Here is a 25,636-nt window from a genome sequence, read left to right as displayed (position 1 = left end):
CGGCGAGAACCCGGGGACCGGGGGCAGGCCCCCGCGAGGGGCACACTGGGGGGCGCCTGCCCGAATCACCGGCATGGCGCACCCCAGCAAGCCCTTGCCGCCGCTGGACGACGGACTAGCGCGCGGACTCGATGACGTAGATGAGCGTCACCTTGGCCTGCACCGTCTGCTCCTCCGGCTGGATGGGCGTGGCGACGCGCGCGTCGGACGCCATCTCCGCCATGGCGAAGCGGGCCGGGTAGAGCTGCGGCGGCTCCGTCACGGTGCTCGCGTCCACCACCGCGCCCAGCTTCACGTTGAGGGCTGCGGCCAGCACCTCGGCCGACTTGCGGGCCCGCGCCACCGCCTGCCGCAGCGCCTCACCCTGCACCGCGTCCTGGCGCGCCAGGCCGAAGCGCACCTGGTCCACCCGGTTGGCGCCCGCCGCCAGCGCCTGGTCCAGCACGCTGCCCACGCGCGACAGCTCCGTCAGGTGCACGCTCACCACGTTGCTGACGCGGTAGCCGCGCAGCTTGGGCTCCGTCTCGTTGGGCGCCGGCGGCCCGTAGTCCGGGTACACCGAGTAGTTGCGCGTCTGGATTTCCTTGCGGGGGATGCCCGCGGACGTCAGCGCGGCGATGACCTTCTCCATCTTCTTCGCGTTCTGCTCGCCCGCGGCCTTCGCCGTCTTCTCCAGCGTCTCCACGGCCAGGTCGATGAAGGCCTCGTCGGGCTGCGCCTTCACCTCGCCGGTGCCCTCGACGCGCAGGGTGCGCGTGGAAGGGTCCACCGCGGGGCGGGCCTGGGACACGGGCTGGGGCTGGGCGGAAGCGCCCATCGTGGCGAGCAGGACAGCGGTGAGCAGCCAGGAACGAACGGGACGGGCGTGAAGCATGGCGCCTCCTTGGGGCGGATGGGCGGTACGGCGGGGTCGTGTTGCCGCTGCCTTACTCCCTGGGACGGCCCCTCCACGAGGACATTCACGCCCACGAGAAAGGGCCCGGCCCACCATACGGAGAGCCGGGCCCGCTCACTCGGGGAGCACGCGCTCACGGACTGGCGGACTCGCCGGCCTCGTACTCGGGGGCAGAGGGAGCGCGCGACTTCGGGCCGCGCCCCGTCACCTCGCGCACCTTGGTCGTGGCCTTGCGACGCGCGGCCCGGAGCGCGTCCCGGCCGATGTCCATCACCGCCGACACGGCGCCCGCGACCAGGTTGCCCGGCGGCGTGTCCGGCGCCATCGGATGCGGGCGCGTGGGGGCCGCCTGCTTCGCCGCCTCCAGCACCTGGCCCAGCTCCCGCAGCTCGTTCGGACGGAACGCCTTCTTCACCTCGGGGAAGAGCGTGGTCTCCTCCTCGAGCACGTGCGCGCGCACGTTCTCCATCAGCACGGAGACCTTCGCGTCGAAGCGCTCGGCCTCCGAGGGTAGCCCGTCCAGCTCCGACAACACCCACTTCACCACGTGGTGCTCCTCCAGCGAGCGGAGCACCTCGTCGCGCAAGGACGCCGAGCGCTGGCGCACCGCCGGGTAGAAGACCTGCTCCTCGATGGAGGAGTGCACGGACAGCTCGAGCACCATCTGCTCCACCAGCTTGCGCTTGAGCTTGTGGGCATTGGGGCCCGCCTTCTCGAACCGGCGGAACAGCTGCTCCACCGTCTTGTGGTCCGCCTTCAGCAACGCGATGGCATCCATGTCGTTTGCCTCCCTGGGGCTCCGGGGGCCGCGCATCCCCTCCGTGGCGTGCACGGTCCATGACGCGGCATGTCCTGGATGGTGGGGATGACCTGCGCGCGATGCCGGAGCGACGCGCGGATGGCCTGCTCTCCCGTGTGCTCGGCGACCGGGCGACGCGCTTGCCATGTCGGGCGCTCCCAGGCCTCAAGCGCGGCACACCCGCGCTCATCCACGTGGAGCGGGCACCCCGGGAGGGAAGCGTCGTTCCCATGTCGGGCAACGCGGGCGCCGGGGTGTCCACCCGTCGTCACGAAGAGCGTGGAGGAGGCGACGCGCCGACCGCCCCCGGGGGCAATCCCACGCTGGACCACCTCTGCTCAATGTCGTGTCCGTCGGAACGGAGGGTTGGGCCCGCGTCGTCCGCGGGAAGGGAGAGGGGAAGTTGGTGAACACCGTGATGAATGAAGCGCTGCGCGTGCGCGTCGCCCGCATCGCCCGCGAAGCCGAGGACATCCTGTCGTACGAGCTGGTCGCGGAAGACGGCGGCACGCTCGCGGCCTTCGAGGCCGGAGCCCACCTGGACGTGCGCATCCCCGGCAAGGAGTCCACGCTGCGCTCGTACTCGCTCTGCAACGACCCGGAGGAGACGCACCGCTACGTCATCGCCGTGCAGCGGGACGCGAGGGGCCGCGGCGGCTCGCGCGCCATGCACGAGCGCGTGCACGAGGGGGACGTGCTGGTGGTGAGCCCTCCGCGCAACGACTTCCCGCTGCTGTTCGCGCGCGGCTATGTGCTGGTGGCCGGCGGCATCGGCGTCACGCCGCTGCTGTCCATGGCGCGGCAGCTCCAGCGGACCGGGCTGCCCTACACGATGTACTACTGCGCGCGCGCCCCGGAGCGCGCGGCGTTCCGTGAGCTGCTGTCCATGCCGCCCTTCGCGGACCACGTTCGCTTCCACTTCGATGGGGGTGACCCGGACAAGGGCCTGGATGTGTCCGGGCTGTTGTCCACGCGCGCGCCAGGCACGCGGCTGTACTGCTGTGGCCCCGCGGGGCTGATGAAGGCGGTGCGCGACGCGTCCGCGAGGCACCGCTGGCCGTGGGAGAAGGTCCACTTCGAGTCGTTCGGCGCCGACGGCGTGGGCGCGCTCGCCACCCGGGAGGACACCGACTTCGAGGTGACCATCCGCAGCACGGGGCAGGTGCTCAGCGTGCCCAAGGGCCAGTCGGTGCTCAACGTGCTGCGCCGCAACGGGCTGCGCGTGACGAGCGACTGCGAGGCGGGCTCCTGCGGGACGTGCGTCACCCGCGTCTGCGAGGGAGAGCCCGAGCACCGCGACACCTTCTTCCAGCAGGAGCCCGCGGGCAATCAGCGCATGCTCATCTGCGTGTCGCGGGCCCGCTCGAAGCGGCTGGTGCTGGACCTGTAGACGGACGGCTCAGGCGGCCCGGCCCGCGGCCTCGCGTCGCGCCCGGGCCACCTCCGAGCGGACCAGCGCGCGCAGGGACTCCGGGTCGAACGGCTTCTCCACGCGCGGGTTCTCCACCCGCTCCAGGAAGGTGCGCGCGGTGGGCGTGAAGGCGCCGCCGGTGATGAACACCATCCGCTCCGCGACGGCCGGCGCCGCGCGCCCCAGCGCCTCGTGGAGGTCCATCCCCGTCATCTCCGGCATCATCAGGTCACACAGCACCACGTCGTAGTGGCGGGGCTCCGGTCCGCTGAGCCGCTCCAGCGCCTGCCGGGCGCTCACCACCACGTCCACGTCGTTCTCGCGCGAGAGCGTGCGGCGGATGGCCCCGCTCACCAGCGCGTCGTCGTCCACGACCAGCACACGGCCTCGGGCCTGAGGCACGACGGGCTCGGACTCGGCGGGCCGCGCGCCCGGAGGGGCGTCCTGGGTGGGGCCTGGAGGCGGGCTCGACATGGACACCTCGGTGCCGCCTGGGGCGGGGCGTGAAGAGGAGGAGTCCATGGCGCTGGCGGAGGCCACCGGTGTGGTGGGTGGAGACGCGGGGCCCACCGCGCTGGAGGCCAGCGTGGAGGACGGGCTCACGACAGGTGACGCGGGCTCGGCCGACGTGCGCGCCGCAGACGGGCTCGCCTCCACGAGCGGACCTGAACCCGAGGAGGGCTTCGCGGGCGACGTGGGCTCCACCGACGCGCGGGTTGGGGACGAGCTCGCCTCCGCGAGCGGACTCGAGCCCGAGACGGACCTCGAGGGTGACGCGGGCTCCGACGCGGACCGCATGCCCGAGGAGGGCTCGACGGCCGGGAGGTGTCCCGTCACGAACGTGCGTCCCGTCGTCGCGCCCGCGACCTCCGAGGCACGGTGCGCGATGGCGCTGACGTCCGACGGCGCGAAGGAGCGCTCCGTCGATGGCCGGAGGCCTGGCGCCGAGGACGGAGCGAGGCCCGACACGGCGACACGGTCCTCCGTGGAGGATTCGCGAACCGGCGCCGGCGTGTGCCCCGTGCTGGCCCTGTCGCCCGGGGACGACTCGGAGAACCTCGGCGCGGGCGTGTGCCCCGTGCTGGCCCTGTCGTCCGGGGACGACTCGGAGAACCTCGGCGCGGGCGTGTGCCCCGTGCTGGCCCTGTCGCCCGGAGACGACTCGGAGAACCTCGGCGCGGACGCACGCTCGGAGACGGCCCTCGCGTCCACGAAGGTGTGATTGGCCATGCTGGCCGGCGGGTCCCCCGCGGGCTTCGACACCTCGTGCGCCACCGTCGAGGCCGGAGGCTCCGTCGTGGACCGCCGCGAGTCGGTCACCGTCGGATAGCCCGTGGGCGACGACGCGCGCTCACCCGGCCCACGCGCGGACCAGCCGCCGCCCCGCCGCGCATCCACGGCCACGCCCGCGCCCGGGGCCCTCGCGCGCCGCAGGGACACGCGGAACACCGAGCCCTTGCCCAGCTCGCTCTCCACGGAGATGGTGCCGCCCATCGCCGTCACGTACGCGTGGCACAACGACAGCCCCAGCCCCGTGCCCACGCCCACCGGCTTCGTCGTGTAGAACGGGTCGAAGATGCGCCCGAGCGACTCCGGCGAAATCCCGCTCCCCGTGTCGCGCACCTCCGCCACCACCCAGCCGTCCGCGCCCCCGCGCGTCACCAGGCGCACCTCGTTCTGCTCCGCGCGGCCCTCCGGCAGCGCCTGCGCCGCGTTGATGAGCAGGTTGAGGAACACCTGCGCCAGGCGCGCCTCGTTCCCCTCCACCCACGTGACGTCCCCGTAGTCGCGCACCAGCTTCGCGCGCGGCCGCAGCTCGCCCATGGCGATCTTCACCGCCGAGTCGAGCACCGCCCCCAGCTCCACCGGCCCCTGCTTCTCGTCGTCCGGCCGGGAGAAGGTCTTCAAGTCACGCACGATGCGCCGCACCCGGTCCGCGCCGTGCAGGGCCTCGCGCAGGGCCTGCCCCACCTCGCGCAGCCGCGTCCCCGCCGCGCGCGTCTCGCCGAGCTCGCGGGCGAGCATGTCCGACTCCTCGCTCGCGTGCTCCAGGTTGGACACGATGTACGCCAGCGGGTTGTTGATTTCGTGCCCCACGCCCGCCGCGAGCTGGCCCACCGCCGCCATCCTCCCCGCCTGGACCAGCTGCGCCTGCGTCTGCCGCAGCGTGCGCACGTTGGCCTCCAGCTCCTCGTTCGCGCGCGCCAGCTCCCGCGTGCGCTCCTGCACGCGCGCCTCCAGCCACCGCTCGCGCGCCTTCAACTGCCCCACGCGCAGCAGATACACGCTGACGCCCAGCATCCCCAGGCCCAGCACGAACAGCGCCCAGAACTCCGTGCGCTGCCACAGGCTCGGCTCCAGCACCACGTCCAGCGACACGGGCTCCGTCCACCCGCCGTCGCGCAGCTCCGCCTGCACCTGGAACAGGTAGCGCCCGGGGCGCAGGCCCGTGTACGTGGCCCGGCGAATCTCCGCGCGCACCCAGCCGTCGTCATGGCCCACCAGCCGGTAGCGGAAGGGCACGCGCACCGCGTCCCCCGGCGTGAAGGCCGTGAAGCGGATGTCCAGCCGCGAGTCGTCCGGCCGCAGCTCCACCGGGCCTGGCGCCGACACCAGCTTCCCGTTGACCCGCACCTCCTCGATGCGCACCTCGGGAGGCTGCCGCGTCGCGCGCACGCGCACCGGGTCCACCACGATGGCGCCCTGGATGGTGGTGAACCACAGCCGCCCGTCCCGGCCCCGCCACCCCGACGGCTGCGTGTTCCCGTTGCACTCCGCGGTGCGCATGCCGTCCGTCTGGTCGAACCCCATCACCGCCAGCCGCGTGCGCTTGCCCTCCGCCACATCCTCCAGCTCGCGCCGCGACACCCGGGACACGCCCTTGTTGCTGCTCATCCACAGGTGCTCGTCCCCATCCGAGACGATGCTGAACACCGCGTCGTCGTAGAGGCCGTGCTGCGACACCGTGTAGCGGAACCACGTGCCGTCCCTCCACCGGCCCAGCCCCGTCTCCGTCCCCACCCACACCGTGCCGTCGGGGTCCGCCAGGAGCGCCAGCACCACCTCGCCCGGCGCGCCGTCCTTCGCCGTGAAGCGGCGCAGGCCCTTGCCCTCCTCGTAGCGCCACAGCCCGCTGTCCGCGCCCAGCCACAGCGCCCCGGACGCGTCCTCGGCCATGACGATGATGGGCGAGGAGAGCCCCTGCTTCGGACCGAACACCGTCACGTCGCCGCCGCGCACCCGCGCCAGGCCCTTGCGCGTGCCGAACCACTGCGTGCCCCGCGAGTCCACCAGGATGGACGTCACCACGTCGTCCGGCAGCCCCTGCACCCGCGAGGACTTCGCGAAGCGGTGCCCGTCGTACCGGAACGCGCCCGCCTTCGAGCCCGCCCACAGCGTCCCGTCCGGCGCCTCGTGCAGCGCGGTGATGACCGGGTCCGTGCCGCCCTCGAAGTCGTCCATGCGGTGGATGCGCCCGTCGCGCAGGAAGAACAGGCCGCCGCCCACCGTGCCCAGCCACACCGTGCCGTGCTTGTCCTCCAGCACCGTGCTCACCGTCTCGTTGCTCAGGCCCTCCGGCGCGCCGAACGTCGCGAACGGGCCGTCGCGCAGGCGGAACAGGCCCGAATAGGTGCCCACCCACAGCGAGCCGTCCCGGTCCTCGAGCAGCGACAGCACCTCCGCGTCCACCAGCCCCGCGCCATGCAGCGGCGCGCTGAAGCCCGCGGCCTCGCGCCGCAGCAGTCCGCCCCGCCGCGTGCCCACCCAGAGGTTGCCCTGGCTGTCCGCGAGCAGCGCGGTGACGACGGCCGGCAGCCCGTCCGACGTGCTGAAGCGCCGGGCCAGCGTGCCGTTCCACGACACCAGCCCCGCCTCGGTGCCCATCCACAGCGTGCCGGTGACGTCCTGGAAGAGCGACGTCACCTCCGAGCGCACGTCCCCGCCGGGTATCGGGAAGGGCAGGCCCCGCACCTGGCCGCCCTCCAGCAGCGCCAGGCCCGTCTTGGTGCCCACCCACAGCCGGTTGTCCCCGCCGCCCCGCGCCAGCGCGGTGATGGACATGCCCGGCATGCCATCGGCTTCCGTGTACTGCCGCGCCACGCCCTCGCCCAGCGGCACCTGCCACAGCCCGCCCGAGGTGCCCGCCCACAGGGAGCCCTCGCCCACGATGAGGTGCTCCACGCGGAAGCCCTCCAGCGGGGCCGAGGCGCCCGGGGCCCGCTCGAAGCGGCCGTCCACGTATGAGACGAGGCCCTGGTCCGTGCCCACCCACAGCACGCCGGACGCGTCCTCCGCGAGCGCCTTGATGGTGTGGTTGCGCAGCTCCGGCGTGTTGCGCTTGTCGAAGACGACGAAGCGCGAGCCGTCGAAGCGCACCAGGCCTTCCCACGTGCCCAGCCACACGTAGCCGTCACGCGTCTGCGCCATCGACAGCAGGCTGTTCTGCGGCAGCCCGTCGTCGCTGCGCCACGAGTCCTGGCTGTACTGGGAGACCCAGCGCTGCGGGTCCAAGGCAAGGCCCGGCCACGCCAGGACGAGCCCAGCCAGCAAGACGAACCCCCCGAGCCCGCGCGACGCCGCGCGGAGCCGATGCCCTGGAATGCCCATGACGGGCCACAGTGTCCGGCAGAATCGCCCCCGAGGCCAAACCTCGGGCGTTCACCCGGAGTGGAACGTTGGCCGCCAACGGCCTCGGCGACAGCGGCGGGGGACCACCTGCCCCCCCACGACTCCCAAACTTCCCCCCGCCGCTGTCGCCTCGTACGCCACCACCTGTCGGCACCTGAGGAGCCACGCGCCCCGGAGGACCGGGGACGTGGCGTCCGCGCCGCGCATCGAGGCCCCGGTGGTGGCGGGGGCCTCGCCGCATCGCGCTGAACCCAAGATGGGAGCCAGGGGCCCGGGGCGCCACTGCGGGAAACAGACAGGAGTCACGTCCCCCGGTCGCCCCAGGGCGGCCCGTGGGCGCCCGCTCTCCCGCCCGGCGTCACGCACGCGGACGACTGTTTCCGGACGGGGACCCGCGCGAGGAAGGCAGGCGCGTCAGTCCCCCGCGGGGCCGGGCGAAGGTCTATGCTCGGCGCCCCGAGGAGCGTGGGCGGATGAGCGACGGGGCGTTGTTCTCGACGGACAAGGTGACCACCGAGGCGCGGTACCAGTGGCACCTGTGGGTGGCGGACGTGCTGGACCTGGCGACGGCGGCCCTGGTGGGCTGGGCCGCGCTGCGGGCGCTGGAGCACGAGCGGACCCCGGTGGCGATGCTCGTCGCCATCCTGCTGGCCTGGCTGGCGGTGTCGGCGGTGGGCGGAATCTGGGGCAGGACGCTGTGGCGGCAGCTGCTCGGGGTGCGGCTGGTGCACATGGGCCGCGCGCCCGGGGTGCCGCGCGCCCTGGCCCGGGCGCTCACCACGCCGGTGGACCTGCTCATCACCCCGGTGCTGCAACGCCGTCCCCTGGACACCTGGCTCGGCGTGCACGCGGAGCCGGTGACGGCGGGCGCCTCGGCGCGGCTCAAGGGGCTGGGCGCGCAGCTGCCCTGGCTGGGGCTCATCGCGGGCGCGGTGTGGCTGCTCGTCACGCCCACGCGGGCGGAGATGCTCAAGTACCTGGGGCGGACGCTGACGGGCTGGCACTGCTGCCACGGCACGCGGGACGTGACGTGGGAGTGCAAGACGTCGCTGAGCCGGGCCGTGCGCGAGGCGCGCGGAGGGCGCGAGGACGTGCGCGAGGTGGTGGCGGACTGTCCGGTGGCCGCGGAGCGTTCGGGCGGGCCGTAGCGCCCGGAAGGCGTCACTTCACCGTCGAGAAGAGCGTCCCCTCCTTGCAGTACACGCCCGCCTTGCCCGCGGGGGGCACCTGCTGCGTCTGGGGCTTGCTGAAGCGCTTCACCTCTCGCTTCGAGTAGGCGGGCACCTCTCCCAGGGTCGCGCGCTGGCGCGTCTCGATGACGAGGACGCAGTCGGTCCACTCGAACTCGTCGGCGTTGTTCACCGTGTAGGAGGTGGCGCCAATCAGGGGGTCGCGCTTCGAGATGTGTCCCGTCAACGCGCCGGACTTCGGGGGCGGGGCGGTGGCGGACGCGGGCTCCACGCCCCGCTCGGTGGGTTCTCCGAAGTAGGGGTCCTCCGCGGGGACGGCGGCGTAGAGCTTCGGGGCGGACTTGACGTCCTTGGCCAGCTTCAGGCGCGCCTGCCGCCTGTCGGTGGCGACGACCCGGGCGGTGCCGAGCACGGGACGCTGTCCGTCGGACGTCGCGTCGCCCACCACCTTCACGTCCATGCCCGTCTGGAAGGCCCTGGCGCGGGCCCCCTTCACCAGGAAGGTACCGTCATCGGCGGTCAGCGGCAGCACCTGCGCGAAGTAGCCGAAGGCGGGGGTGTTGGCGGCCACGACGGGCTCCACCGGCGGCGCCTTGTCCGGCTCCGGAACCGGCTTGGGCGCAGGGGTGGGGCGCTTGGGCGGCGCCGTGACGACCTTGTCCGGCTTGGGCGTCGGCTTCTTGGGGACGGGCGTCGGCTCGGGCTGGGCCGGCGCCTGGGCGGTGGCGGGCGGTGGCGTCTGCTCGATGACCGGGGCCGTGGTGGGCGGCGGCTCCCGGGGAGGGGGCTGCCCCGGCGGCGGGGGCCTTGCGTCCCTCCCGGCCAGCCCCCCCGGAGGAGGCGGCGGCGGGGCGTCCACGGGCGGCGGGCCCTGGGGCCGCATGAAGTGCGCCGTGGTCACCGCGGTGCCCACCATCAGCAGCACGACCAGGCCGGCGACCAACGCGAACAGGCCCTTGCGACCACGCCCTTCGTCGCTGCGCGCGGGCACGGGCGCGTGCTCCCGTGACGAAGACACCGGGCGCGCCGGGGCCTGCTCCCGCGGAGCCGCGGCGCGGGGCCCCGAGCCCGAGGCACTCTCGGCCTGGGGCGGGAGCACCGAGGTGTTGCCCGAGAAGCGGGGGCCGGAGCCGGACGCCTTCTCGGCCCGGGGACCAGAGGCCGACGCCTCGGCGCCGGCAGGGCGCGGCGTGCTCCCCGTCGCCCCGTCGAAGACGGCCGTCCTCGCCGTGGCGGCGCCGGGGTCCGAGCCGGAGCGCAGGGTGGTGGCGTCGGTGGCCATCGACTCGCCGTGACCGGGCACGTCCGGGCGGGCCATGCCGGCCACCTGCTTCTCCCCCGACGGCGCGTCCTGCTTGCGCATCAGGGTCGGCTCGAAGCCCGCGGGCTCCACCTCCTGAGGCCCCGTGCCGTACGCGCCCGTGCCGCCGGCGACCAGGGGGATGGGCGCGGGGGTTCGGCGGTGGCTGGAGGACGAGGTCACCTTGGAGATGAGCTGCCGCTGCGCCGCGAAGGCCTCCGGGCACAGCGCGCGGACGAAGTGGCCCACCTCCTCCGCGCCCACCGCCGCGCCGGAGCGCACCAGCTCGCCGTTGAGCGCGCGCGCCAGCTCGTCCGAGCGCGAGTAGCGCTCATCCGGCTTCGTCGCCAGCGCGCGGCGCACCACCGCGTCCAGCGCCTCGTCCACGTCCCCGCGCAGCCCCGTCAGCGGCGGCACCGTGGGATGGGACATGGCCGCCATCATCTCCCCCACCGTCCCGTGGGGGATGAGCGAGCGGCCGGCGAGCATCTCCCAGAGCACCACGCCGCAGGAGTAGATGTCGCTGCGGTGGTCCAGCGCCTCGGCGCGCACCTGCTCCGGCGACATGTAGCCCAGCTTGCCCATCACCGTGGCGGGCAGCGTGTACTTGCTGCGCGCGGCGGACTTGGCCAGGCCGAAGTCGATGACCTTGACCTCGCCCTCGTACGACACCATGACGTTGTGGGGCGACACGTCGCGGTGGACGATGCCCAGCGGCACCCCGTCCGGCCCCACCTTGCGGTGCGCGTAGCCCAGGCCCTCCGCCATGCGCTGCCCCAGGAACAGCGCCACCGGCACGGGCACCTGCGCGCCCTGCACCCGCGCCTGCTCCAGGAGGTACGCCAGGTCCACGCCGGCCACGTACTCCAGCGCCATGTAGTACGTCCCGTCCGTCTCCCCCATGTCGTAGACCTGGGCGATGGACGAGTGCACCAGGTGCACCAGCACCTTGGCCTCATGGTGGAAGCGGTCCAGGAACTGCCGGTCCTTCAGCAGCGCCGGGAGGATGGTCTTCACGATGCACGGCTTCTCGAAGCCCGCCGCGCCGCTGATCTTCGCCAGGAACACCTCGCCCATGCCGCCCTGGCCCAGGGGGTGGACGAGCTCGTAGCGCCCGAGGAAACGGGAGGACTCTGTAGGTTCGGTGCTCATGGCTTCTCGTGGCAGCGAAGCACCCGGACACACACGGAAGCAAGCTCCGGGGGCTCCCTCGCCTCTGTCGGACACCGCACGGGCCCGAAACAGAAAGCCGGCCGCTCCCCCTCCGGGTGTCAGACCGGTGGGGCAGAAAGGAGCGTGACGGCGCCCTCTGCCCCCGCCCCGCCCCGGAGCTCGCGTCCGCCCGGCGCCACGGGGGTCCTCCCCTCCGCGTGGAGGTGGGCAAGGAGGGCGGGTTTCGGGACAGCCGCTCCCAGGGGCGGTCGGGGTCGGACGCCAGTTTGAGACACGCGGCGCGGTCCGGATGTGAACCCACGCACCTCCCGTCGGCGGCGGGCTTCGAGCGCCGTTGCCGCCCGGGGGAGGGATGCACTCCCTGGGGGCTGGTGGGGTCGTCCGGCTGGAAGCCCTCCGGCCGGGCCCCGCGAGGTCGCCTGGGATGGCGACGGAAGGAAGTGGCTCATGAAGCGCTGGGGATTCATCGGGCTGATGGTGCTGGCGGGGTGCATGCCGGACGACTCGGAGCAGCGGGACGCCCTGCGCAATGTCTGCCCCGGCATCAATGCCGGAGCGCTGCCCCAGGAGCCCCGGACGACCCAGAAGGTCGCCTCGGAGGACGACGGGCGGGAGCCGGTCATCATCCGCTACCGCCAGGCCCGGAGCGTGACGGCGGCGCGGGTGCACCAGTTGGGAGGCCGGGTGACGGCGAGCTTCCGCCACGCGCCCGCGCTGGCCGCGCGCGTGACGCCCGAGGAGCGGCTGGCGCTGGCTTTGGACCCGTCGGTGGAGAGCATCGAGCCGGACGCGGAGCTGCGCGCGACGGGGCTCGGCGCGCTGCCGCTGGGGGCGTTGACGCGCGTCGGGCTCGGCGCGAGCGGCACCGGCGACTACACCGGGAAGCTGCAGCGGGTGCAGGCGCTCGAGGTGTGGGACCGGGACGGGGACGGGGTACCGGACCCGGGCGCGGTGACGGGCGCGGGCGTGCGCGTGTGCGTCATCGACAGCGGCATGGACATGAACCACCCGGAGCTGCGCGACGCGGTGGTGGCGGCGCGGGACTTCCTGGACGGTGACGACGACGCGACGGACGGCGAGGAGGCCCGCTGGGGCACCGGCCACGGCACGCACGTGGCGGGCATCATCGCGGCCCGGGCGGGCATGGGGGGCCAGGGTGGACCGGTGCTCACCGAGAGCGGGCTGATGGGCGTGGCGCCGGGGGCCCAGCTGCTCGTGGCGCGGGTGCTGGACCTGAACGGCCGCACGAACATGAGCGTGGTGCTCGAGGCCGTCGAGTGGTGCATGAGCCAGGGCGCCCGGGTCGCCTCGCTGTCGCTGGCCGGAGGCCTGGCCACCTTCACGTCCGAGGACATCTTCAAGGCCGCGCTCGACGGCGGGATGCTGGTGGTGGCGGCGGCGGGCAACGAGGGCCAGTTCCTGGTGTCCTATCCGGCGTCGGACCCGTCCGTGCTCGCGGTGGGCGCGGTGGATGACCTGGACCGGCGCGTGTACTTCTCCTCCCATGGCGAGCGGCTGGCGCTGATGGCGCCGGGCGTGGACGTGCTGTCCACCTTCCCCCGGGGCCTGGGCTCGTTCGCGCAGCTGGAGCTGGGACGGGCCCGGCCCGCGTCGCGCTCCCTCTTGTACGCACCCACCGGGAACACCTGGGGCGCGCTGGTGGACTGCGGGCACGGCGGGACGCTGGACTCGTGCGGCGAGGACAGCAGCTGTGACGGCTTCATCGCCTATTTGCACCCGCACCCCTACGTGAGGCCGGAGCGGGCCATGGTCAACGTGATGAAGCAGGGCGCGCGCGCGGTCATCTTCGCCAGCGAGCTGGCGGAGGGCGGGGCGGAGATACTCTCCGTCCCGCAGCACGGCGCGTGGGTGCCCGCCGTCACCATCACCCAGGCGGCGAGCACGGTGATGGGCCGGCAGCTGGGCGCCACCACGCGGCTGACGCTGCGCCCGGTGGACTACGCGTACATGTCCGGCACCTCCATGGCCACGCCGTACGTCAGCGGCATCGCCGCGCTGCTGTTCAGCGCCCGCCCCGGCGCGACGCCCGCCCAGGTGCGCGCCGCGCTCCAGTCCAGCGCGAAGGACCTGGGCGCGCCGGGGTATGACACGGAGCACGGCCACGGCCTGGTGCAGGCGCGCGGCGCGATGGAGGCGCTCATCGGCGCCATGCCCTGAGGCGACGAGCCCGCCCGCCCCGCCCGCCCGGGTGGGACGCGGGGACGGCCGACGCGCCCGCCCTCCGCCCGCGCCTCCCCACGGGACCATGCCGGGGAGGAATGAGGACGTCACGTTGCCTTCCGGACGCTTGGAAAGGAGTCCGACATGAAGACCTTCGTGCGTATCGCGGGATGTGTGGGGGCGCTGTGGGGATGCGCCGTGGCGGCCCAGGAGGACTTCCGCCCCAGCGCGGAGCGGGCCCAGGGCTATGTGGAGCCTTCGCGGGAGGACGAGCCGCGCCGGCAGAAGGAGTCCCGGCGCGCCGACACCGGGCTGTACGCGCAGCTGGGCGGCGGCGCGGAGGGCTACACCGGGCAGCTGGCGCCCCGCATGGAGGCGGGGTTCGCCTACGGGGCCGCGGTGGGCTACCGGCCCATTCCCTTCATGGCGGTGGAGCTCGGCTACAACGGCAGCGTCAATGACGTGGACATCGACGGCAACGGCCGCGGCGGCAGCCTGGGCAGCGGCCCGGACGTGGTGCGCAGCGGAGGCCAGGCGCTCGTCGTCGGCAACTTCACCGAAACCCGGCTGCAGCCCTACGCGGTGACGGGCCTGGGCATCGACGACTACAACATCCGCCACGACGCACAGGGCCGCCTCTTCGGCTTCGAGGACGACACCAGCGGCTACGTGCCCGCGGGCCTGGGCCTGCGCTACCAGGTCAACAAGCTCATCACCGCCGACGCGCGCGTCAGCTACAACTTCCTCTTCGACCAGGGCTTCGCCCCCACCTCCGCGACGCCCAACGCCCTGGACGGCCGCTACATGGGGACGCTGCAGATTGGCGGCACCTATTAGGGGACGCGCGCGAGGCGTCCGGGCCGCGAGGGTCCGGACGCCTCGGGGGAGCGCGAGCCCCGCCCCGTCAGCCCTCGCTCACGAGGGCCGGTCGATGCCCAGCTTCGCCGCGGCCCACGTGCCCTGGAGCCACCGGGGGAGCTGGCCCTCGACCTTGCCCGCCTCCTGCTCGGTGAGCTGGGCCCGCAGCGCCGCGAAGACGCCGTGCAGCACCAGCCTCACGTTCTCCGGCTCGGCGTTCAGGTGGTTGGCCACCTGCAGGTAGAAGTCATCCCGGTCCACCTTGCCGCCCTCCCGCGCATGACGCGGGCACGCATCCAGCATTCCCCGCACGTCCTCCGGGAGCTGCTCGCGCAGCTGCCGCATCAGCCCGTCGGACAAGAGCTCCGACAGGCCACAGAACACCGCCTCCGCCGCGCGCTCGGCCTCGAAGTCCGGCAGCTGCGCGGACACCGCCGCCAGGAAGGACTTCCGGTCCGTCCCCACGCCCAGCCCCGACCACGACTGCGTCGTCTCCTGCTTCTGCATCGACATGCGCGTCTCCTCTCTCGCGCCTTCACCGTGGGGGCGCGAGCGCTGTCCGGCAGCAGACAAAGGGACTGCGTCCCGGCCGCACGCTCCGCGCGGGGCACGAGCGTTCGTGCATTCCCAAACATGGGAATCCTGTCCGCTCCTGGGACGTCCAACCACCCCAGGGACGGGCACCATGTCTGTCTTTGATTCGAGCGATGAAGAAGACTCATCGAACCGCACGCCCGGTCGCACCGCCCGTCGACGCCGCGTCCAGAACCGCACGGACTTCCGCGCGATTTGGAGAAAACCCGGCACCTCGCGTGCGAGCGAAATGGATGGAATGAAATGTCGTCGCAATTGTAATGGGCGCGCGACGTAGGTCGTCTGTGCGGCGACCGAGCCGCCTTCTCCTTCCCCCATGAATTGAGGAAAAAATGTATCGCATCGCCGTTGCCGCCTTGATGCTCGCCGCCACTGGTTGTGCCACCACGGGAGGCGGCGGGAGCCGCGAGGGCAACGCCAACGTCGCCGGGGTCATCAAGCTGCCGGAGACCGGGCTGGCCCAGGCGGGCAACCCGTGTGACCAGCTGCGCGTGGTGGTCGCTCACGCGAGCACGCCCACCGACGGCCTGGGTCACGGCATGGTGAAGTCCAGCCGCGGAAACCGCTGCTCCTTCACGGTGTCCGGCATCCCCAGCAACACCGAGCTGCAGATCAGCGCGGTGGCCGAGTCGGGCCTGAAGTGCGACAACGGCTCCGCGCCCAGCATCTCCCCGGAGCCGTCCGGGCTGAAGCTGAGCAACTACGCCACCGGCACGCGCGACTTCACCGTGAGCTGCGGCTCCTGAGCTCACCGTCGTTCGCCGTCCCCTGCCCTCTCCGCCCCGGTGTCGGGAGCGGAGCGGGCAGGTAGGCTCCAGGTCGTCCAGGAATTCCGGATTGATTCGCGCACCGAGGGGCGCGAAGCTTCCGGCAGACCGCCCGTGGAGCGGCGCGAGGTACCGGACCAGGCCGGGCCGCGACGGATGGTGAAGAAGGACGACCCGGTGATGATTTCGAGAAGCTGGCGCACCGCCCTGCTCGCCCTGAGCCTGGGTGGGATGGGGCTGGCGTGTGAGTCCGAGGAACCCTTCCCCACGCTGGACGAGCTGGACCAGCTGCGCAGCCTGCACTCGCTGTCGAGCCACCCGCGCCTGGACGCCACCAACCGCGTGGACGGGCTGGAGGCGGCGCGCACGCTGGGCAACGAGCTGTTCCGGGACCCGGGGCTGTCGCGCTGCGGCTCGGTGTCGTGCGAGAGCTGTCACACCGGCGAGGGCCGCACGGTGGAGACGCCGACGGCGGAGGGCTGCGGCGGCCAGCGCACGGAGCGAAACCCGCCCACCGTGCTGAACGTGCGGCACAACCGCTGGTTCATGTGGGACGGCCGGGCGGACTCGCTCTGGTCGCAGGCGATTCTGCCGCTGACGAACCCGGTGGAGATGGACTCGGACGCGGAGGTGGTGCGCGCCCGGCTGCAGGCCCAGGACTCGTACCGCTCGCGCTACGTGGAGCTGTTCGGCGCGGACCCGGGCGCGGAGCCCGGCCCGGAGCTGCTGGCCAACGTGGGCAAGGTGCTGGCGGCGTACGAGCGGGACCTGATGCGGGTGGAGGCGCCCTTCGACGTGGACGTGCGGCGCTTCCTGGCGGCGGTGGACGCGGGCACGGCGCAGAGCGACCCGGCGTACCTGGGCCTGAAGACCTTCGTGCGCAAGGGCCAGTGCATCGTGTGCCACAAGGGCCCGTCACTGACGGACGAGCTGTTCCACAACGTGGGCCTTCAGGACAAGGGGCCGGGCGCGGGGGGACAGTGGGCGGTGCTGCAGTCGCTGCTGGACTGGGAGTTCAACGCGGCGGGGCGCTACAGCGATGACCGCAGCGGCGCGGACGCGCGGCGGCTCACCACGCTGCGCACGCAGGCGAAGCAGGAGGAGCTGGAGGGCGCGTTCCGCACGCCGTCGCTGCGCAACGTGGCGCTGACGGCGCCGTACATGCACACCGGCGCGCAGGCCACGCTGGAGGAGGTCGTCGACTTCTACAACGAGGGCGGCGACCCGGACGGCACCTTCACGGGCAAGCGCACGGTGTCCATCGTCGCGCTGGACCTGACGGACGCGGAGAAGCGCGCGCTGGTGGAGCTGCTCAAGTCGCTGACCGGCACGCCGCGCTGAAGAAGCCAGGGCTCTCGCGCGCGCGGTTCGCACGAGAGCCCGCCGCGGGTGACGCGGGCCTTCAGCGCACCAGGTGGAAGTCCGTCTGACGCTTCCAGGCCCAGTGCACGCGGCCCTCGGCGTCGATGGTGATGTCCTCTTCCTGGGCGGAGCGCACGCGCTGGCCGTTCCACTCGGGGACGGCGCTCGTGGCCTGCAGCTCGATGGAGTACCACATGTTCGGCATGACCTTGTGGTCACCGTTGCCGGGCACGCCCTCCTGACGGTCCCACAGGCCCACCATCGCGCCGGCGCCGTGGCCGTGCAGACCGATGGGGTGCGAGTAGATGGTGCCGTCGATGCCCTCGCTCGTCATGCGCTGCCGGGCGCGCTGGAGGACCTCGTTGCCGGTGCGACCGGGGACCAGCTCCTCGAAGACGATGTCCTGCAGGCGGTTGGACGTCTTGAGCGCGGCCTTGAGGCCCTGGGGCACGTCCGTCTCGCCCTCGCGCAGCACGTAGCCCATGTGCTGGGTGTCGGTGTTGAGGCGCAGGGCGGTGACGCCGTAGTCACAGTGGAGCACGTCGCCGCGCTGGATGACGGGGTCGTCGCCCAACTGCTCGTCGGTGACGCCCTGGCGCTGCACGTCCACGGAGGGCTGGAACCAGGTCTCCAGGCCCAGGTCGGCCAGGCGCTGGCGCATCCACCACTCCACGTCCTTCACGCGGGTGGTGCCGGGGGTGATGACCTGGTTGGAGAAGGCGGTCTCGATGATGTTCCAGGCGAGCTTCGTCTGGTCCTCGTAGAAGCGCGCCTCGTCGGGGATGCGCCATGCGAGCAGGTCCACGGGCAGGCCGCCGGCGGGCTTGAAGCGCTGGACCCAGTCGGGGCCGAGCGCCTCGGCCATGCCCTCGTACTCGCCATGGGAGAGGCCGTCCGCGAAGGCGAAGGTGCGCGAGATGTCGAGCGCGATGCTCTTGGGTTGCCGCTCCTCGAGCACCTGCTTGAGGACGAGCCACTGGTCGGGGCCCCACAGCTCCGCCTGGCGCAGGCCCTGGCCGCCGTGGCTGACCTGCTGCTGCGCGCGGCGCGGCACGTAGACACCGCCCTGGGGTCCACCGCCGAGCGCCAGGCGCTCCACGCCCTTCTCGGGGCCGCGGTCATGGAACACGTAGATGGTGCGGCGGCGGGCGGCGAACGTCGTGGGGGACACGAGCGCCTTGAAGACGGGGTCCTCGTTGTACTCGCGCATGGGGACGACCCACATCTCGACGCCGTACTTGCGCATGAGCTGGGGCAGGGCCGTGTCCATGCGCTCGCGCAGCCAGGCCTGTTGCCGCTCGGCCTGCTCGCGCAGCGTGCCGAAGGGGCGCTCGGGCGTGGAGGGCTTCACCGTCGCGGCGGGGGCATCCGGGGACTGAGAGGAGACGGAGGCGCATGCGGTGGAGAGCATGAGCGGTGCGAGGAGGCGGAGGCGGGTTCGCATGGGCGCGCAGTGTGGCACGCACGGCAGGGGCCGTCTCGCGTCGGTGCGTCCGGGGCTTCGTGGGTTGCGAGGCTTTCCGTGCGGGAGTGCTCACGCAGTCGCACGTGGGCACGGCTCAGGGTGTGAGCGATGGCGCACCGAGGCAGGCTTGACGCTCGGCGCCACAGGCCGCGTCGATGCGCGCGGCGTCGGGCGGGCGCTGACAGTCGCTGTCGAGCGCGGCGGTGAGCTCCTCGGTGCGGATGCGCATGCACTGGACGCAGCCGGACCTGGCGCCCTCGGCGCCCTCCAGCGTGGGCTCCACTTGCTGGTAGCTGTCGAGGACCTGGGCGACACAGGGCTCCTGCTCCAGCGTGGAGCCCGCGCAGGTGCGCGCGTGGGAGCACTGCGCGGTGGCCGAACGTTCGGCCCACTCGTCGTAGGTGAGCGTGGGGACGCCGTCACCACCGCAGCCGAGCAGTCCCAGTCCCACGACGATTCCGACGAGCCACCCGCGCATGCGGCGCATTCCAGTCAGAATCGTCCACGGCTGTCATCTGCGCTCGCCCCGTGAGCACGCGGGACACGTCCGTGCCACCGTCCGTCACCGCCGCGTGAGGCCCTCCGCGTGACACGGAGGCGCGTCACAGCGGTCCACGAAGCAAGGCGCGCACTGCAGCTCCCCACCGCAGCCATCCGGCACCGCGCCACACGCGCCCACGCGCGCCTCACACGTCACCGGCACGCAGCCCCCGGGCAGATATCGCTCGCCCGAGCCGAGCATGCCCGTCATCTCGTTCGCGCCCCCCACGAGCAACACGGCGCCGTCCGACAGCAGCAGCGCGTGCGAGAACCTCCGAGGCTCATCGAGCGCCGGCGCCGAGGACCACTGGCCCGTCATCGGGTTGAAGCGCTCCACGGACGTGAGCGCGCCCGTGGTGAAGTGCTCGCCGCCGAGCACCAGCACCATCCCCTCCTTCGTCACCACCGCCGCGTGGTGCTCGCGAGGCACGGACGGCGCGGCCACCAGCGTCCACAGGCCCGTCATCGGGTCATACAGCTCCGCCGTGCTCGAGGCGCGCGCCGTGGCGCCGCCGACCACGAGCACCCGTCCATCCGGCAGCGCCGTCACGGAGTGCCCCACGCGATGGGTCCCCGCCGCGCCTCCCGTCAGGCCCGCCTTCTCCCAGCGCCCCGTGGCCACGTCGTAGAGCTCCGCCTGGAGCCCGCTCGCGAAGAGCACCTTGCCCTGCCCGAGCACCACCGCCGTCCCCGCGCCTCCTCGCACGAAGCCCGGGGGCGTCGCGGGCACCCACGTGCCCGTCTCCGGCTGGAACAACTCCGCCGAGCGCAGCGGCCGACGGTCCGCGTCCGTGCCGCCCGCGACCAGCACGCGGCCATCCGGCAGCAGCACCACGGTCGGGTCATTGCGCGGCTCGGACATCGGCGCCACCACCGTCCACTGTCCCGTGGTCGGCTCGTACACCTCCGCGTCCGCCAGCGCGCTCGGCGCGGCGACCTGGGCACCGCCCACCACCAGCACCCGACCATCCAACAGGCGCACCGCCGCGTGGTTGCGACGCGACCTGTTCAGCGCGCCCGTCGCGCGCCACAGCCCCGTCTCCGGCTCGAACACCTCGCAGCTCGCGAGCGTGCGCTGACCATCATGCCCACCCGCGGCCAGCACGCGGCCATCCGCCAGCGTGACGAACGGCAACAGCTTGCGCGGCGTCAGCAGACGCAGCGGCACGGCGACGGCGTCCCGAGCGCCCTCGTCCGGACGCGGAGCGGCGCCGCACGAGAACACCAGCGCGCACAGCGCCACGCCCAGGAAGGATGTCGGAACACGTCGCATGGAGCCCACTCGCCTCGCAGGTCGAAGAGAGCCCGTGTAGCCTGACGGTCTGACATTCCAGGGATGTCCAACCTGAGTGATTCCGGACGCTTGACCCGCCTGAAGGGTCGGGCGTCAGACCATCGCGGAGGAGGTCCCGCGAGCCGCTCAGTGGCGCACGGAGTCGTCGTCCCCGAGGGCTGGCGTGTTCACCGGCTCGGCGTCCATGCCGCGGGAGCTTCGGGGTGGGAGCGCGCCGCCGTCGTCATCCACCTCGAGCTTCAACAGCGGATGGTCCGCGTTGGCGAGGTACACGTCGTCGGCGCTGACGTAGTCCACGTCGCGGAACTCCACGAGGTAGTCGCGGCGAGGCACGGGCACCAGGCCCTGCTCGAGCTCGAAGTGGATGTCACCGACCGCGGCGACGCGCCCCAGCTTGCGCCCATCCGCGGTCCTCACCGTCATTCCCTCACGCACTTCGCCGGACTGAATCATCGGACCTCCTCGCGGCCACACCGTGCCCTCGTCAGGGAGAACCTGCGGGCACCGGGTGGCCGATGACAGTCCGAGGGAGCAGGCGAGGAGGCGCTCGCGCCAGGGCTCACGGACCGAGGAGCGGCGAGGCGCCCCACGTCAGCCCAGGGCCTCGGGCTGCTTCGAGCACGGAAGGGCGAGCGCGCGCCTCGGACATTTCAAGGGGCGGCCAGGAGCGCAGGAGCCCCTCCCCGCGGTCTGCCCTGCCCGGGGTCATGTCGGGAGGAAGGACAGCGGCCGAGAGGTCGCCGGGGTCCGCGGCGGGCGGGCGGGCCCTGCCCGCATGAAGCGCAGGTGCCTACTTTCCGTCACGGGAGGTGCGGCATGTTACTGGAGCTCTCCGAGGTAGAGGGACGCGAGCTGAAGCAGGCATTGGACACGGCGTTGCGTGAGCTGCTCGACGAGATTTCCCGGACGGACCAGCGGGCCTACCGCGACATGCTGCGCGAGCGGCATGACCGGCTGGAGCAGTTGAACCGTCGGTTGGAGATGTCGTTGGAGGGCAATCCCGTCTACGCCTGAGCGAGTGGAGCGCCAGGGCGGCGGCTCGCGGGCCATGCGCGCGAGTGACAGCGATTGGTCGTCGTGCGCGGAGGGGCGCACCTTCCTTGGGAAGGACCGAGGGAGGCCGCGCCATGATTCCGCAGAACATCCTCCAGTACCTGGAGCGTCACCAGATTCCCTTCGAGCGAAGACCGCACCTGCGAGCCATCACCGCGCAGGCGCTCGCACAGTCGCTGCACGTCAGCGGCTTCCAGGTGGCCAAGTCGGTCATCCTCCGCTCGGAGGACTCGTTCTGGATTTGTGTCGTGGGAGCACCGGACACGGTGGACGTGGACCGCGTCGCGGAGGTGACGGGCGCGAAGGGCTTGCGGCTCGCGGACGAGTCGGAGTTCGCCCACCTCTTCCCCGACTGCGAGGTGGGCGCGGAGCCACCGTTCGGCAGGCGGTATGGGTTGCCGGTGGTGGTGGACGGGCACCTGGGCGAGGCGGAGACGCTGCTGTTCCGCGCGGGCTCGCACGATGAAGCGCTGGAGCTGCGCTTCGCGGACTTCGTGGGCGTGGAGGCGCCGTACCTCGGCGCCATCGTCCATGACCGCCCGGGAGAGGCTCGGAGGCTCCCGTTCGACAGAGAAGCGCTCCAGCCCGACTATTGAGCGAGCGCGCGGCCCGTGCGCGCATCGAAGCGGCGCAGCCTGGACGCATCGAAGCGCAGCGCGACCTCCGCGCCTGACGCCGCGCGGAAGTCACCGGGTGCACGGGCCACCAGGTGCGCACCGCCCACGTCCACGGTCACCCAGCTCTCGGCGCCCATGGGTTCCACCAGGTACACGCGGCCCGTCAGCGCGCTGTCCGTCGATGGGGACGCCATCACTTCCAGGTGTTCCGGGCGCAGGCCCAGCACCACCTCCTCCTCTCCGGCGAGTCCCAGGGTCCGGGGCTTGAGCTGGTTGATGCGAGGCGAGCCGAAGAAGCCCGCGACGAAGAGGTTCGCGGGGGCGTCATACAGCTCGCGCGGTGGAGCCACCTGCTGCACCTCGCCCTGGCTCATCACGACGACGCGGTCGGAGAGCGTCATGGCCTCGGCCTGGTCATGGGTGACGTAGATGAAGGTGGCCTGGAGTCGCTCGTGCAGCTTCTTGATTTCGCCGCGCATCTGGGTGCGCAGGGCGGCGTCGAGGTTGGAGAGGGGCTCGTCGAACAGGAACACCTTGGGGCGGCGCACGAGGGCGCGACCCAGGGCCACGCGTTGGCGCTGTCCACCGGACAGCTCCTTCGGGCGACGCGAGAGCAGGGCCTCCAGGCCGAGCACCGAGGCGACCTCGCGCACGCGAGCATCGATGTCCGAGCGAGGAAGGCCGGCGACCTCCAGCGGGAAGGCGAGGTTCCGGGCCACATCCAGGTGGGGATAGAGGGCGTAGCTCTGGAAGACCATGGCGATGTCCCGCTCCTTGGGGGACATGCCGTTCACGACAGTGCCATCGATGCGCAGCGTTCCGGAGGACAGCTCCTCCAGCCCGGCGATGAGGTTGAGGGTGGTGGACTTTCCGCAGCCGGACGGGCCGACGAGTGACACGAACTCGCCGTCGGCGATGTGGAGCGTCACACCCTTCACGGCGGCGACGCCGCCCCGGTACACCTTGCGCACATCCTCCAGGGACACCGTCGCCACGCGGCTAGGCCTCCCCGAGGCCCGGAGCCCGGCCCCATGTCGTCCAAGTCGAAGCTGTCGTCCGAGGGTGCATGGCCCCGGAGCATCGCCACGACACCCCGCACGGCAAGCGCGATGTCACGGCGCCGTGCACCTGCTGACAGCCCGCCTCCACCCGCCCACCCCATCCCACACTCCCAGTCAAAGCCTCTCCCGCCAGGGACAGGCCCCCGTGCTAGCGTCCGGGAACATCTGACGCGAGGCCCGTTCCATGGGCCCGCACGTCCTGACGCTTGGGGGAAACAGGCATGTCATCCGACACCATCACACTCATCAAGGGCCAGGGGCCCCTCGTGCTCCCGCAGAAGCCGCACCTGCGCCTGGCCAGCGGCAACTTCTGGCCCGAGGAAGTGGACGGCCGCGAGAAGCAGCTCACCGCGGGCCTCTTCATCATCGACACCCGCACCTCCCCCTCCAAACAGGACCACGTGCGCGTCCACGCCTCCCAGGTCGTCGAGGTCGACGGAGCGAAGCTGGAGATCCTCGAGGTCCGTGGCGAGAACGGCCAGGAAGCCGCCATCCACCTCAAGGTCCGCTAGCACCCCGCACCGCAAGTGCGGGCCCCACGCAACTCGGGGCAGTGCCGTTGAGATAATCCAGACATCCACCACCGTCCTTGGGGGACGGCGGTCCCAAGTTCAAAGTCAGTCGCATCGAGGGGGAGTACGTTCATGAGCTTCAAGATTGGGAATGAAGGGTCCCGCGTCACCCAGACCACCCGCAAGGAAACCGAGGCGGTGCGTCCGGAGGTGAAGAAGCAGGAGGTCCGCGAGACGAAGCCCGAGTGGGCCAGCGGACGCAGCCAGGACGGGATGCTGCCTCCCAGCCGCCGCGAGCAGTTCGCCGCCGCGCTCGGACAGACCTTCCAGGCCAGCGGCGCCGAGACGCCGAAGACCAAGGACCCCAAGGCGCTCGACACGAACGTCACCTACGGTCAGGTCAAGAACGGCAGCGTCTTCGAGGCCGGCACCGACGGCACCAAGGCCCACTGGAACGACGTGCAGCAGGGCCAGATTGGCGACTGCTACCTGATGACCTCCATGGGCGCCATCGCCCGCGCCAACCCGGCCCTCATCGAGAACATGGTCAAGGGCCCGGACGCGTCCGGCAACTACACCGTCACCTTCCAGGACAAGGGCAAGCCGGTGAACATCACCGTCACCCCCGACCTGCCCCTCAACGCCAGCGGTGACCCGGCCTACGCCGGCACCCCGCAGGAGAACGGCAAGGCGGAGCTGTGGCCGGCCCTGGTCGAGAAGGCCTATGCCCAGTGGAAGGGCGGCTATCCCGAAATCGTCCACGGCAACAGCGCCAAGGCGATGGAGGCCATCACCGGCAAGAAGAGCAGCAGCCTGGACGTCGACAGCACCACGCTGGCCGACCTGGACGCGCGCCTCAAGGCCGGCGAGGCCCTCACCGCGGGCACGCACGACGACATCAAGTTCCTCGGCATCGACCTGCCGGACGGCACCGACGGCGCGCGCTACAAGGACGGCACGCTGGTGGCGGACCACGAGTACTTCATCACCGGCGTGGACACCAAGGCCGGCACCGTCACGCTGCGCAACCCCTGGGGCGCCGGCACGCCGGACATCGTGCTGACCGAGAAGGAGTTCCAGGAGTCCTTCCAGTACGCCAACAGCAACCCCACCAAGTGAGTCCCCGGGCGTCGCGCGGCTACACCGGTCTGGCGCTGGCCCTCGGGCTGGTGCTGACCGGGTGCGCCCGCGAGACGCCCGCCGTGGCGCCGTCCTCCGAGGCGGCGCCCGGCGTCATCACCCTGACGAAGAACCACGGGCCCCTCCAGGTCACGCCCCGCCTGAGCCTGGCCACGGGCAACTTCTGGCCCGAGGACAGCGACGCGGGCACCCGCGAGCCCACCGCCGCGCTGTTCATCTTCGACGCGAACCTCCAGCCCCCCTCGCAGCAGCACGTGCGCGTGCGCGCGGGGCAGACGGTGGAGGCCGCGGGCTCGGTGCTGGAAATCTCCGAGGTCATCGACCGGGGAGACGACCAGCGCCTGCGGCTCAAGCTCCGCGCGCCCTGAGTCTTCCGGAGACAGCGTGAATAACCCGGGGGCCCGCGCGTCGGACGCCCACCTTCATTCCCCCGTGGAGCCCTCATGCGTCTGGTCCTCGCCCCGCTCGCCCTCGCTGGTCTGCTGCTGCCCCTGCACGCGGACGCCGCCACGCTGCGCTGTGGCAACAACCTCATCTCCGATGGGGCCACCACCACCGACGCCGTCATCAAGTGCGGCGAGCCCCTGTCCAAGCAGCGCCGCACCGAGTCCACCTCCACCAAGGAGCGGGTGCGCGAGGGCAAGGAGGAGTCCTCGACCTCGAAGACCGTCACGGTCGAGGTCGAGGAGTGGACCTACAACTTCGGCCCCAACCGCCTCATGCAGGTGGTGACCTTCACCGACGGCAAGCTGACCGACGTGCGCAGCACGGTCTACGGTAAGTAGCAGACCCTCG

Annotated in this window: 22 protein-coding genes; 12 read left to right on the top strand and 10 right to left on the bottom strand. The window is 72.2% G+C overall.

Annotation, left to right across the window (positions count from 1 at the left end):
- Positions 1-115 precede the first annotated feature (115 nt).
- A complete protein-coding gene (locus K8625_RS21820; protein ID WP_223783774.1) occupies positions 116-874 on the bottom strand; it encodes an SIMPL domain-containing protein in 759 nt (252 codons plus the stop codon).
- Positions 875-1,028: 154 nt separating this feature from the next.
- Positions 1,029-1,673: a hemerythrin domain-containing protein gene (locus tag K8625_RS21815; protein ID WP_223750486.1), complete on the bottom strand. Its 645-nt coding sequence runs from the start codon at positions 1,671-1,673 to the stop codon at positions 1,029-1,031.
- A gap of 427 nt (positions 1,674-2,100) precedes the next feature.
- Here K8625_RS21815 and K8625_RS21810 point away from each other — a divergent pair, with 427 nt between their 5' ends.
- Positions 2,101-3,084 carry a PDR/VanB family oxidoreductase gene (locus K8625_RS21810; RefSeq protein WP_223783773.1) on the top strand — a complete coding sequence of 328 codons (984 nt, stop codon included), beginning with the start codon at positions 2,101-2,103 and terminating at the stop codon, positions 3,082-3,084.
- A 9-nt stretch (positions 3,085-3,093) separates the two neighbouring features.
- On the opposite strand, the gene K8625_RS21805 is transcribed toward K8625_RS21810, so the two are convergent.
- On the bottom strand, positions 3,094-7,713 hold the full coding sequence (locus K8625_RS21805; RefSeq protein ID WP_370641939.1) for a two-component regulator propeller domain-containing protein: 4,620 nt from the start codon (positions 7,711-7,713) through the stop codon (positions 3,094-3,096).
- A gap of 494 nt (positions 7,714-8,207) precedes the next feature.
- Between K8625_RS21805 and K8625_RS21800 the strand changes: the two genes are divergently transcribed.
- Positions 8,208-8,882, top strand: coding sequence for a hypothetical protein (locus K8625_RS21800; RefSeq protein WP_223750489.1), 675 nt, complete (start codon positions 8,208-8,210; stop codon positions 8,880-8,882).
- 13 nt (positions 8,883-8,895) lie between these two features.
- Here K8625_RS21800 and K8625_RS44205 read toward each other — a convergent pair whose 3' ends face one another.
- Positions 8,896-11,376: a serine/threonine-protein kinase gene (locus K8625_RS44205; protein ID WP_305070700.1), complete on the bottom strand. Its 2,481-nt coding sequence runs from the start codon at positions 11,374-11,376 to the stop codon at positions 8,896-8,898.
- Positions 11,377-11,844: 468 nt separating this feature from the next.
- Here K8625_RS44205 and K8625_RS21785 point away from each other — a divergent pair, with 468 nt between their 5' ends.
- Both K8625_RS21785 and K8625_RS21780 read left to right on the top strand, forming a co-directional pair.
- Complete coding sequence (locus tag K8625_RS21785) at positions 11,845-13,575, top strand: S8 family serine peptidase (RefSeq protein WP_223750490.1); 1,731 nt, start codon at positions 11,845-11,847, stop codon at positions 13,573-13,575.
- 147 nt (positions 13,576-13,722) lie between these two features.
- Positions 13,723-14,415: a hypothetical protein gene (locus K8625_RS21780; protein WP_223750491.1), complete on the top strand. Its 693-nt coding sequence runs from the start codon at positions 13,723-13,725 to the stop codon at positions 14,413-14,415.
- Positions 14,416-14,493: 78 nt separating this feature from the next.
- On the opposite strand, the gene K8625_RS21775 is transcribed toward K8625_RS21780, so the two are convergent.
- A complete protein-coding gene (locus tag K8625_RS21775; protein WP_223750492.1) occupies positions 14,494-14,949 on the bottom strand; it encodes a DUF2267 domain-containing protein in 456 nt (151 codons plus the stop codon).
- 413 nt (positions 14,950-15,362) lie between these two features.
- Between K8625_RS21775 and K8625_RS21770 the strand changes: the two genes are divergently transcribed.
- Together K8625_RS21770 and K8625_RS21765 are read left to right on the top strand one after the other, a co-directional pair.
- Entirely contained in the window at positions 15,363-15,776 is a 414-nt protein-coding gene (locus K8625_RS21770) for a hypothetical protein (protein WP_223750493.1), read from the top strand.
- Positions 15,777-15,953: 177 nt separating this feature from the next.
- A complete protein-coding gene (locus K8625_RS21765) occupies positions 15,954-17,138 on the top strand; it encodes a cytochrome-c peroxidase (protein WP_223783771.1) in 1,185 nt (394 codons plus the stop codon).
- Between the two features lie 61 nt (positions 17,139-17,199).
- Here the strand turns inward: K8625_RS21765 and K8625_RS21760 are convergent, their stop codons facing one another.
- The 4 genes from K8625_RS21760 to K8625_RS21745 form a co-directional block, all read right to left on the bottom strand.
- Positions 17,200-18,603 (bottom strand): M24 family metallopeptidase, encoded by a 1,404-nt coding sequence (locus K8625_RS21760; RefSeq protein ID WP_370640418.1) that lies wholly within the window; start codon positions 18,601-18,603, stop codon positions 17,200-17,202.
- A gap of 115 nt (positions 18,604-18,718) precedes the next feature.
- Positions 18,719-19,102, bottom strand: a complete 384-nt coding sequence (locus K8625_RS21755) for a hypothetical protein (protein WP_223783770.1) — start codon at positions 19,100-19,102, stop codon at positions 18,719-18,721.
- An 84-nt stretch (positions 19,103-19,186) separates the two neighbouring features.
- Positions 19,187-20,437 (bottom strand): kelch repeat-containing protein, encoded by a 1,251-nt coding sequence (locus K8625_RS21750; protein ID WP_223783769.1) that lies wholly within the window; start codon positions 20,435-20,437, stop codon positions 19,187-19,189.
- Between the two features lie 147 nt (positions 20,438-20,584).
- The gene (locus K8625_RS21745; protein ID WP_141332421.1) at positions 20,585-20,911 is read right to left on the bottom strand and encodes a DUF2171 domain-containing protein; all 327 of its coding nucleotides are present in this window, start codon (positions 20,909-20,911) and stop codon (positions 20,585-20,587) included.
- Positions 20,912-21,274: 363 nt separating this feature from the next.
- Here K8625_RS21745 and K8625_RS21740 point away from each other — a divergent pair, with 363 nt between their 5' ends.
- Complete coding sequence (locus tag K8625_RS21740) at positions 21,275-21,472, top strand: hypothetical protein (RefSeq protein ID WP_223750497.1); 198 nt, start codon at positions 21,275-21,277, stop codon at positions 21,470-21,472.
- Positions 21,473-21,585: 113 nt separating this feature from the next.
- Complete coding sequence (locus K8625_RS21735; protein ID WP_223750498.1) at positions 21,586-22,107, top strand: aminoacyl-tRNA deacylase; 522 nt, start codon at positions 21,586-21,588, stop codon at positions 22,105-22,107.
- Here the strand turns inward: K8625_RS21735 and K8625_RS21730 are convergent.
- Positions 22,101-23,123 (bottom strand): ABC transporter ATP-binding protein, encoded by a 1,023-nt coding sequence (locus K8625_RS21730; RefSeq protein WP_223783768.1) that lies wholly within the window; start codon positions 23,121-23,123, stop codon positions 22,101-22,103. The genes K8625_RS21735 and K8625_RS21730 overlap by 7 nt on opposite strands.
- Positions 23,124-23,410: 287 nt before the next feature.
- Here K8625_RS21730 and K8625_RS21725 point away from each other — a divergent pair, with 287 nt between their 5' ends.
- From K8625_RS21725 to K8625_RS21710, 4 genes are all read left to right on the top strand, one after another.
- Positions 23,411-23,701: a hypothetical protein gene (locus tag K8625_RS21725; RefSeq protein ID WP_046717013.1), complete on the top strand. Its 291-nt coding sequence runs from the start codon at positions 23,411-23,413 to the stop codon at positions 23,699-23,701.
- A 132-nt stretch (positions 23,702-23,833) separates the two neighbouring features.
- A complete protein-coding gene (locus K8625_RS21720) occupies positions 23,834-24,820 on the top strand; it encodes a C2 family cysteine protease (protein ID WP_223750502.1) in 987 nt (328 codons plus the stop codon).
- Positions 24,817-25,209: a hypothetical protein gene (locus tag K8625_RS21715; protein WP_223783767.1), complete on the top strand. Its 393-nt coding sequence runs from the start codon at positions 24,817-24,819 to the stop codon at positions 25,207-25,209. Before K8625_RS21720 ends, K8625_RS21715 begins: the two co-directional genes overlap by 4 nt.
- A gap of 75 nt (positions 25,210-25,284) precedes the next feature.
- Positions 25,285-25,626, top strand: a complete 342-nt coding sequence (locus K8625_RS21710) for a DUF2845 domain-containing protein (protein ID WP_223750504.1) — start codon at positions 25,285-25,287, stop codon at positions 25,624-25,626.
- Positions 25,627-25,636: the final 10 nt, after the last annotated feature.

Source organism: Myxococcus sp. AS-1-15 (assembly GCF_020037055.1).
GTDB classification, from domain to species: domain Bacteria; phylum Myxococcota; class Myxococcia; order Myxococcales; family Myxococcaceae; genus Myxococcus; species Myxococcus fulvus.
The sequence above is the reverse complement of the archived record's forward strand: the minus strand, read 5'-3'. Positions and strand labels throughout refer to the sequence as shown.

Excerpts from the sequence above, each read along its gene's own strand:
- K8625_RS21820 (WP_223783774.1), bottom strand. The coding sequence starts at position 874 with ATGCTTCACGCCCGTCCCGTTCGTTCCTGGCTGCTCACCGCTGTCCTG.
- K8625_RS21815 (WP_223750486.1), bottom strand. The coding sequence starts at position 1,673 with ATGGATGCCATCGCGTTGCTGAAGGCGGACCACAAGACGGTGGAGCAG.
- K8625_RS21805 (WP_370641939.1), bottom strand. The coding sequence starts at position 7,713 with ATGGGCATTCCAGGGCATCGGCTCCGCGCGGCGTCGCGCGGGCTCGGG.
- K8625_RS21800 (WP_223750489.1), top strand. The coding sequence starts at position 8,208 with ATGAGCGACGGGGCGTTGTTCTCGACGGACAAGGTGACCACCGAGGCG.
- K8625_RS44205 (WP_305070700.1), bottom strand. The coding sequence starts at position 11,376 with ATGAGCACCGAACCTACAGAGTCCTCCCGTTTCCTCGGGCGCTACGAG.
- K8625_RS21785 (WP_223750490.1), top strand. The coding sequence starts at position 11,845 with ATGAAGCGCTGGGGATTCATCGGGCTGATGGTGCTGGCGGGGTGCATG.
- K8625_RS21780 (WP_223750491.1), top strand. The coding sequence starts at position 13,723 with ATGAAGACCTTCGTGCGTATCGCGGGATGTGTGGGGGCGCTGTGGGGA.
- K8625_RS21775 (WP_223750492.1), bottom strand. The coding sequence starts at position 14,949 with ATGTCGATGCAGAAGCAGGAGACGACGCAGTCGTGGTCGGGGCTGGGC.
- K8625_RS21770 (WP_223750493.1), top strand. The coding sequence starts at position 15,363 with ATGTATCGCATCGCCGTTGCCGCCTTGATGCTCGCCGCCACTGGTTGT.
- K8625_RS21765 (WP_223783771.1), top strand. The coding sequence starts at position 15,954 with ATGGTGAAGAAGGACGACCCGGTGATGATTTCGAGAAGCTGGCGCACC.
- K8625_RS21760 (WP_370640418.1), bottom strand. The coding sequence starts at position 18,603 with ATGCGAACCCGCCTCCGCCTCCTCGCACCGCTCATGCTCTCCACCGCA.
- K8625_RS21755 (WP_223783770.1), bottom strand. The coding sequence starts at position 19,102 with ATGCGCGGGTGGCTCGTCGGAATCGTCGTGGGACTGGGACTGCTCGGC.
- K8625_RS21750 (WP_223783769.1), bottom strand. The coding sequence starts at position 20,437 with ATGCGACGTGTTCCGACATCCTTCCTGGGCGTGGCGCTGTGCGCGCTG.
- K8625_RS21745 (WP_141332421.1), bottom strand. The coding sequence starts at position 20,911 with ATGATTCAGTCCGGCGAAGTGCGTGAGGGAATGACGGTGAGGACCGCG.
- K8625_RS21740 (WP_223750497.1), top strand. The coding sequence starts at position 21,275 with ATGTTACTGGAGCTCTCCGAGGTAGAGGGACGCGAGCTGAAGCAGGCA.
- K8625_RS21735 (WP_223750498.1), top strand. The coding sequence starts at position 21,586 with ATGATTCCGCAGAACATCCTCCAGTACCTGGAGCGTCACCAGATTCCC.
- K8625_RS21725 (WP_046717013.1), top strand. The coding sequence starts at position 23,411 with ATGTCATCCGACACCATCACACTCATCAAGGGCCAGGGGCCCCTCGTG.
- K8625_RS21720 (WP_223750502.1), top strand. The coding sequence starts at position 23,834 with ATGAGCTTCAAGATTGGGAATGAAGGGTCCCGCGTCACCCAGACCACC.
- K8625_RS21710 (WP_223750504.1), top strand. The coding sequence starts at position 25,285 with ATGCGTCTGGTCCTCGCCCCGCTCGCCCTCGCTGGTCTGCTGCTGCCC.